This is a genomic window from Paenibacillus sp. 01L418 (genome assembly GCF_056400045.1).
The window spans coordinates 1-7,605 of sequence record NZ_JBFTSN010000319.1 but is presented as its reverse complement, the minus strand read 5'-3'; the positions used below and the strand labels follow the sequence as shown (position 1 = coordinate 7,605).

The window sequence follows — 7,605 nt, the reverse complement described above, 5'->3', positions numbered from 1 at the left end:
ATGCATATACGCCTTCCTCGAACGAAAATGGAATAATCGCACCTTTGGAGAACCGCTTGATGCTCTCCTCGTAACCAGCGAATTGCCGCAAATCCATAGCCGCATTCCGAATGGCCAGTTCATAGGGAATCCAGTTGCTCACTCCAAGAGCAACATCCGGCTGACGATTGGATGCGTTAGCCAGAACGAGCTTATTCTCGTCCGGCATAATGGACAGCTTAACGGCAATGCCCGATTCCGGCGTAAACTGCTCATCGATCATCTTCTGCATGAGCTCAACGAAAGGTCTTGGGCGATTGACCCAAACCTCCAGCTCACCATTTATTTTGTTTGAGCTTGAATAGGATTGTTTCGTAAAGGATAAGAAAAAGCGTTTAACCGTTTCCCCTGATTTCTTGAAAAAACCTGCATTTGGAGATGGCAGCTTGCCATCCTGAGAAACATAAATCCGGTCAAGTGCAAGCGGCGACTCCGAAATGCTCTGCAAAAGCGTACCTAGCAATTGAGAAGCTGACGCCGACCCTTCAGAAAACAGATTTAAGCGATTGGGCAATTCGTTGGGGTCCTTCGCAAGGGATCGCAATTGCTTCGATGCCAGCTTCAAATTGACAATTTCGCCGATTTCCTTCACCTTCGGGTTAAGCAGGCTAATCTCTTCAAAGCGTTGATCAAGATCATCCGCCCAGCCAGAGAGCTGTTTATCTAGTTCCGGCATGTATTCAAGTAGATTCCAATCTCTATACAAATCTAGTTTATTTCCTGTCAGCTTCTTGATTTCTAGCGTCATGCGGCTGATCTCTCTCATTTTGGTGAAGATATCCTCTGCTAGAGGACGCATATGTGATAAATTCACTGTCATGCTGAGCGTATGCTTGCCCTTCGTCATATAAAATTGATAAGGCTTATCCTCACTGCCAAGCGTCTCATTCCGCCATTTTTTCGTATAATGAAAAGCATAATTGTCCACCTCGCGGAATGGAACTACGCCATCGAGCTCAATTCGGCGAAACACGGGCAAATCATATTGAGTACTTTGCAAGTATTTCAAAGCAATTTGATAGTACCCATCCTTGGGAACCTCCAGCTCCCATGTTAACGATTGACCGCCTTCTTCATAGGAACCCGCATCGATCATATTGAGYAGCAGCTTGTTCGTTTCGTAGGGCGTCACCTTGCTATCGCGTGACGAGGCTGCTCTGATGGAGGAATCGTTTTTATATAGCATTTGCTCCGCTTCAGTTATGAGCAGTGTGTCGATACGCTCAGCACCAGTTTCTTCTGCTGGGAAGCTCTTTAAATACTTTTCATATGTTTGTATTTGGGCAGGGGCTTCTACTCTCACATCGCCAAGCAGCAACTCTCCCCTGGTATTGACTAACGTAACGGAGTTCAAGCCTTCTTTTAATTGAAACTTTAAAGGCTCCATATGAAAATAACTAGAATCCATGGCATATACCGTCTGCCATAACTTCACTTTCTGGGAACGCGGCAGCAGCTCGTTGCCATAACGATCCCACTTTTCTGCAAGAGGTTTGTTCTCCCATCTGCTAGGAAACAAAATATGACGGCTTTCATAGAACTGGTATTGTCCATTGATTTGCAAATAACCCTCTGTGGGCAAAATGCTGTCATCCAGCATGTAATAGTCAAACGCTAGCTGATATAACCCCGTTTTTTCAACATGAATGTCGAACGTGATCTTTGCGTCTTTATTCCAACGAAGTGTCTCCTGACCGTAATTGAAGCTATCCTGTAGAGAGACTAGTAATGCTGCGTTTTCCACATTTTTGGCAGGTGAAACGATGATGTTTGCGTTTGGAATGATAGGAACCTCAGACCACTCTTTTAGCTTTTCTGAATAGGTCTTCTCTATCAGATTAAGCGCATCCGCTGAGCCTTCTGCCTTGGGCGCTGCCGCTTGCTCCGATTCAGCTTGTACTAACGATCCCGGGAGTCCGCTAGCAAGAAGAGCTGCAATCATCAAGCATATCAGTAAGATTTGATAAGTTTTTTTCATGGTCTCTTCCCTGCCTATGCTTCATTAATGCCGCAGATGCGAAAGATCATATAGCTTCTTCCGCATCTACGGTCAATCTGTATTATTGACTTAATCTTTGYAGCGCTTGACCTACGAACTCATTTGCTTTGTCTTCCATTTCTTTCGCTTTATCAGCAGGCTTCAATTCACCGTTTGCGAACTTCTCATATATTTTTTGTTCATCGGATGCCCAAGCACTGAATTCTCTCCAGCCCGGAAGAACCTTGTTATAATCTGGAACTGCATCGCCGAGCAATCCAATGGCTGCTTTCGCACCGTCTAGTTTCAGCTCGCCCGTCAGCTTCTCCCATACCTCAGGGAAATCAGCAACTGGGAATTTATCGATATTGATGTTCAATTCCTTGTTCAGCTCAAGACGCTTCAGCCAGCCGTCCTTGCTCCATGACATAAATTTCATCAGCTCATAAGCAGCTTCTGGATGTTTGGTTGTGGAGGATACACCGATATAGTCAAGGACTACAGGCATCTTTTGTCCCGCATTGCCAGCTGGGTATGGATAGAAATCTACGACGCCAGCTCCCGACTTTTCCATTTCCGGCGGCAAGGAATTCATATTCCAAGAACCGTCAATTCCGAGTGCGACATGCCCTTTCTGCAGCGGCCAAGCTCCTTCTTCGCCGAATACTTTTGTTTTTTCTTCGCCAGTCATTTTTTCTTCCACTTTCAACCTGCGAAGCTCAAGCTGTTGGTTGTAGCCATCGATCCACTGCTGATTCGTGAAATGGAATTTCTCACCATCAAATGTGTTGTAGCCTAGCGCACTATCATTCGCCATTGGCCAGTGTTCATTGAAAGATAGATTGCCCCACGGGCCTGAAATCCCATAAATATGTTCCGAAGGCTTGGATACCTTCTTGGCGATGTCGATCATCTCTGTAATGGTCCAATTATATCCAGGAAGCGGAATGTTGTTTTTCTCAAGCAGCGTTTTATTCACATAGACACCCATAATAAACTGGAAAGTAGGCGATGCTAGGCGCTTCCCGCCATAAACCGCTTGCTTCGCAATATTCGGATAAATAGCCTGCGTTTCCTCATCTTGATCCCAATATGGTGACAGATCGAGCAGCCATTCGTTCTCTACGCCTACAGGTACACTTTCTACCCAGAACACGTCAGGCAATTTGCTCGCGCTGGCTGCTGCAGTCAAAGCATCTGTCCAAGGCCAGTTGATCGTTTCGTCTTTCTCTACTGTAATATTCGGATATTTTGCCATGAAGGCTTTTATCATTTCGCCTTCCATCTTCGGGTCTTCCCAGCTTGCAAACTTTAATGTAATTTTCTCTGTTTGCCATGATGGCGTCTCTTCTGCCTTGGTATTGTCCTCTGTCGGCTTATTCGTAGCAGTAGAAGTAGATCCTTCATTTGTTTTGTTGTTCCCGCCCGAACAGGCAGCTAATACGGTGACGAATAACGACAATACCAGTAATAATGAAAATATTTTCTTACTGTTCATTTCACTATCCCCTTTTTCTTCAAATGATATATGGATACACTTGCATGTACCTAAGGTTAGGCATTACTTTTTGAAAACGATTTCATAAATGGTTGCTGTCGCATACGAGAACATGGAAGCCGTGTCTCTTGTATGCAAAGCGGCTATATTTTAAAATGGTATCGATTTCATTTTGTGAAAAAGAGATATTCATAATCTGAAATTATGATTGCACTCTTTTATAATTAGAAGAAGCACGAATGCACAGCTGAGAATCAACAACGACAATACGCTCATCGTCGTCCGCCATCTCACCCTTAATTTTCTTGATAAGCATTTCCGCAGCAGCATAGCCCATTTCAATCTTTAATTGATTAACCGTGCTAAGCTGAGGCACCAAATATCTCGAAACTCTTTCATTGTCTACGCCAAAAACAGCTAGATCCTGAGGGATTCTTACATTCGCTTCTCTGCACGCGGCATAAATGCCTAATGCCATCTCATCATTGGCAGAAAAAACAGCTGTGAACTTCTGCCCTGCATCCCAAAGGCGCTTTAAAGCTGAGTATCCGCCTTTTTTGTTGAAATCGCCATTTTCCACAAGCTCTGGCCGGAACGGAATTCCGTGTTTTTCTAATCCTTTGATGTAGCCTTCCAGACGATCCAAGCTATCGATAGCATCATTATAGCCGCTTATGAATGCTATATCTTTGTGCCCCTGCTCGATGAGATGCTCAATCACGTGCATGGCGACCTCTGTCGTATTCGTTTGGACGTTATAAATTCTGGAATCCAGGATACTGCGTCCAATAGACCCTATGACATAACCTCTTTCGAGCAGCTCCATAACCGTCTCTTTCGGCAGTAACGACTCAATCAGGATCATGCCGTCAACCGTTCTGTTCGTTAACATTTGAAGATATCCGAGCTCAATTTCTCTGCTGTTTTGGGTATCGCAGATAATGACTTTAAATTTCTCCAAATGCGCCTTGTTCTGAATTCCTTTTACTAAATTAGAGTAATAGGCAACCATAATATCAGGCACAATTATTCCAATAGTAAACGTTTTTTGCTGGCGTAGATTTTTGGCTGCAGCATTGGGAACGTAGTTCATCTGCTCAATAACCATGAGAACCTTTTCCCTCGTTTTGTTCTTAACGAGCGGGTTATTGTTTAACACGCGCGAGACAGTAGTCGGTGATACCTTTGCCGCTTTAGCTACATCAACGATATTAACATCCATAAGATTCGACCTTTGCTATAAATTTTGTCAGATATAAACAAATAAAGCGCTATCAAGTTGATATTTAATAATATATCAAATAATGAAATCGATTTCAATAGTTATTTTGAGCAATATTTCCAGTGTTTCCATATCCGCCATTGCCATAAGAAAAGGTGATCCACACCGCATTTTACGGATAGAATCACCTTGAGCATTTTTAATGAATAACCTTAAATGGATTACTCTTTGTCTAGGAAACGCCAGAAGTTTCGATTCAGCATATCATCCAGATCCCGCTTGATCTCCTCTTCTGTCACCGTCCATCCACTATGATGCAGCTTCTCGTATTTCGCTGCAAGAACATTGCCAATGATTTTTCTAGAATGCTCCCATTTGTAAATCAATTGCTCAAACACACGACAATCGGAGTGCTGAGGAATCATCGAAGTGCCTAGAAGCTCTATGCGGAAACGTGTCATTTCCTCAACCATCGATTCAATATGCAGAAACCACCAGCAGCCAAATATCATCAGATTCCGGAACTTACGGGCAAGCACTGTTAATTCATGTTGATTTTCTCTTGCCAGYATCGTGATGAGAAACTTCTGCTCGGGGTAACGGCGGCATAAAGCTTCCACTGCAGATACATCAGACAACATGCTCATATCGCCTGCTAATCTGAGTGATGGGTTCACCCGTCTGCGAACGCCAATCATTAACGCAAACGGAATACTTTTTGCTTGGCATACAGGGATCATAACCTCATCAATCATCTTGCTTCGATGATCATCGGCTGGATATTCAAAATCACCAGGCATCGACACGGCAAGATAAAGCGCATCCATCCGAGTAATCCATTCCGAGAGAAAACGTCTTGTTTCTGCCTTTGTCCGCTCAGACCATTCCGCTTGTACATCATAACCAAGATTTTGCAGCTCTTTCACCGCATGATCCCAATCATTAAGAAGCGCATCAACTCGCAGCGCTGCATAGAAACGGGCATCCGTTTTTCCTTTGCCTGACAGCCAAACGGGACGTTCAACAGGATCAAACGGATCGTTCGTCATGACGATTTTCTCAATTCCAGCGATCTGCATGACCGTATCTACCTGCTGTTCTACCGTACGCTTCGCAAGTGCTTGCCGGTAATCGTCCAGATTGCGTGAGGATACATCGAATCCAAGACGTTTAAGAATCGTAATAAATCCGCTTGCAGCTTCGCTTACAGGAGAATGATCAATGAACAGCTGCTTCCATATCCAGTCCGCCTGCTCACGCTTTGTCATCGACCAGAATTGGCTGTACTCCTCCTCTGACCATCTGAACGACTCTGAAATTAAGTAATGATAAGTCAACAGCTCATCGATGCCCCATAATAGCAGTTCCCCAAATTCAGGAGCATATAGATGCGTATGCATATCCGTAACAGGCGTGCTCATAGCTAAACGATCAACCGTCGCTTTAATATCTAGTAGGCTTGCAATGGTTTGAGTACTCATTTTCTTATCCCCTCTCTTATTGGCTTCAACCGTTTCCCCCAAAGCTTTATGCGCCTTATGTGTTCAAATGCAGTCGTTGTTGTCCGTTCCCTTTAGCTGTAAACGCGGTCTTATCATATCGTCATCGCACCAAATCCGCCATCCACGCGGAGGAATGAGCCGGTAACAAATGAAGACGCTTTGGATGAAGCCAAATAAACAACCGCGCCCTTCAGCTCATCCGGATTTCCGAAACGATTCATCGGCGTATGCTGCATAATCGACTCTACTCTTTCGGGTGAAAGTATTTTTTTGTTCTGCTCCGCCGGGAAAAAACCTGGAATAATAGCGTTAACTCTTACGCGGTCTGGCGCAAATTCGCGTGCTAAAAATTGCGTGATGCTGTTAACTCCTGCCTTCGATGCTGAGTAAGTAAACACGCGAGAGAGCGGTGGTGATGAGGAGACAGAAGAGATATTGATAATGGAGCCGCCGCTGCCCTGTTCAATCATTTGTTTACCGAACACTTGGCAAGCCAGCACAACACTCTTTAAATTGACGTCCATAATTCGATCCCATTCATCCATCTTCAAATCAAAGAAAGGCGTGGGGCTGTTTGTTCCTGAAGCATTTACAAGGGTATCTATACGTCCTCCCCATTGCAGAATATCGTTCAGCACCGCTTCTAGTTCATCTTTTTTTGTTGCATCTGCTTGCAAAGAGATCGCCGTTCCGCCGCTGCTATTTATTTGATTGCATACTAATTTTGCTTTCTCCATATCGCGGCCAACGATGGCTACTTTTGATCCCGCTTCAGCCAGTGCAGAAGCCATGGCACTGCCAAGGACACCATTTCCACCGATTACAACGGATACGGTATCTGTTAAATTAAACATGAGAAAACCACCTTATAATCGAAATAACAACGTTGTTATTTTTCATAATATCGCAATAAGCCCATACTGTCTACACCAATTATACCGCTTTCATTTGCATATTAATTGGACTATGATAGGATGTATGACTTATGATAATAGTCGTTAAAGTTCCTTTCGGAGGGAAGCTATGGTAACCATCAAAGATATCGCAGAGCGTGCAGGCGTCAGCTTTTCTACAGTATCCAAGGCACTTAGAGACAGCCCGCTCGTACAAAATAAAACGAAACAGCATATCCTTTCCATCGCCAAAGACATGGGTTATCAACCCAATATTGCTGCTCGAAGTCTCGTCTCGAGAAAAAGCGGCGCGATTGGCATCGTATGGCCATCAATAGAACGCGCAGCCCTATCATCCCTTCTTACACGGCTTAATGAGGAGCTCGAGAAATACGGCTATATCACGTTGCTGTCTATTAGCAACATCGAATCCGCGATCGAAACTTTTCGCCGCTATCAAGTGGATGCCATAC

The 7,605-nt window shown here is 44.2% G+C and carries 6 protein-coding genes; 1 reads left to right on the top strand and 5 read right to left on the bottom strand.

Annotated features, from left to right (window positions below):
- The 5 genes from AC1DSE_RS26170 to AC1DSE_RS26150 form a co-directional block, all read right to left on the bottom strand.
- A partial coding sequence (locus AC1DSE_RS26170; protein WP_477528423.1) for a carbohydrate-binding protein occupies positions 1-2,017 on the bottom strand: 2,017 nt, incomplete at its 3' end.
- Between the two features lie 82 nt (positions 2,018-2,099).
- Positions 2,100-3,515: an ABC transporter substrate-binding protein gene (locus AC1DSE_RS26165; RefSeq protein WP_477511090.1), complete on the bottom strand. Its 1,416-nt coding sequence runs from the start codon at positions 3,513-3,515 to the stop codon at positions 2,100-2,102.
- A gap of 202 nt (positions 3,516-3,717) precedes the next feature.
- Positions 3,718-4,737, bottom strand: a complete 1,020-nt coding sequence (locus AC1DSE_RS26160) for a LacI family DNA-binding transcriptional regulator (protein ID WP_477528422.1) — start codon at positions 4,735-4,737, stop codon at positions 3,718-3,720.
- Between the two features lie 221 nt (positions 4,738-4,958).
- Positions 4,959-6,218, bottom strand: coding sequence for a glucuronate isomerase (locus AC1DSE_RS26155; RefSeq protein ID WP_477528421.1), 1,260 nt, complete (start codon positions 6,216-6,218; stop codon positions 4,959-4,961).
- 113 nt (positions 6,219-6,331) lie between these two features.
- Positions 6,332-7,093: an SDR family oxidoreductase gene (locus AC1DSE_RS26150; protein ID WP_477511093.1), complete on the bottom strand. Its 762-nt coding sequence runs from the start codon at positions 7,091-7,093 to the stop codon at positions 6,332-6,334.
- Between the two features lie 169 nt (positions 7,094-7,262).
- On the opposite strand from AC1DSE_RS26150, the gene AC1DSE_RS26145 reads away from it, so the two are divergent.
- Positions 7,263-7,605: LacI family DNA-binding transcriptional regulator (locus AC1DSE_RS26145; protein ID WP_477528420.1), on the top strand; the 343-nt coding region annotated here is incomplete at its 3' end.

Bases quoted from the DNA above. Each gene is read 5' to 3' on its own strand.
- AC1DSE_RS26150 (WP_477511093.1), bottom strand. From the start codon at position 7,093: ATGTTTAATTTAACAGATACCGTATCCGTTGTAATCGGTGGAAATGGT.
- AC1DSE_RS26160 (WP_477528422.1), bottom strand. From the start codon at position 4,737: ATGGATGTTAATATCGTTGATGTAGCTAAAGCGGCAAAGGTATCACCG.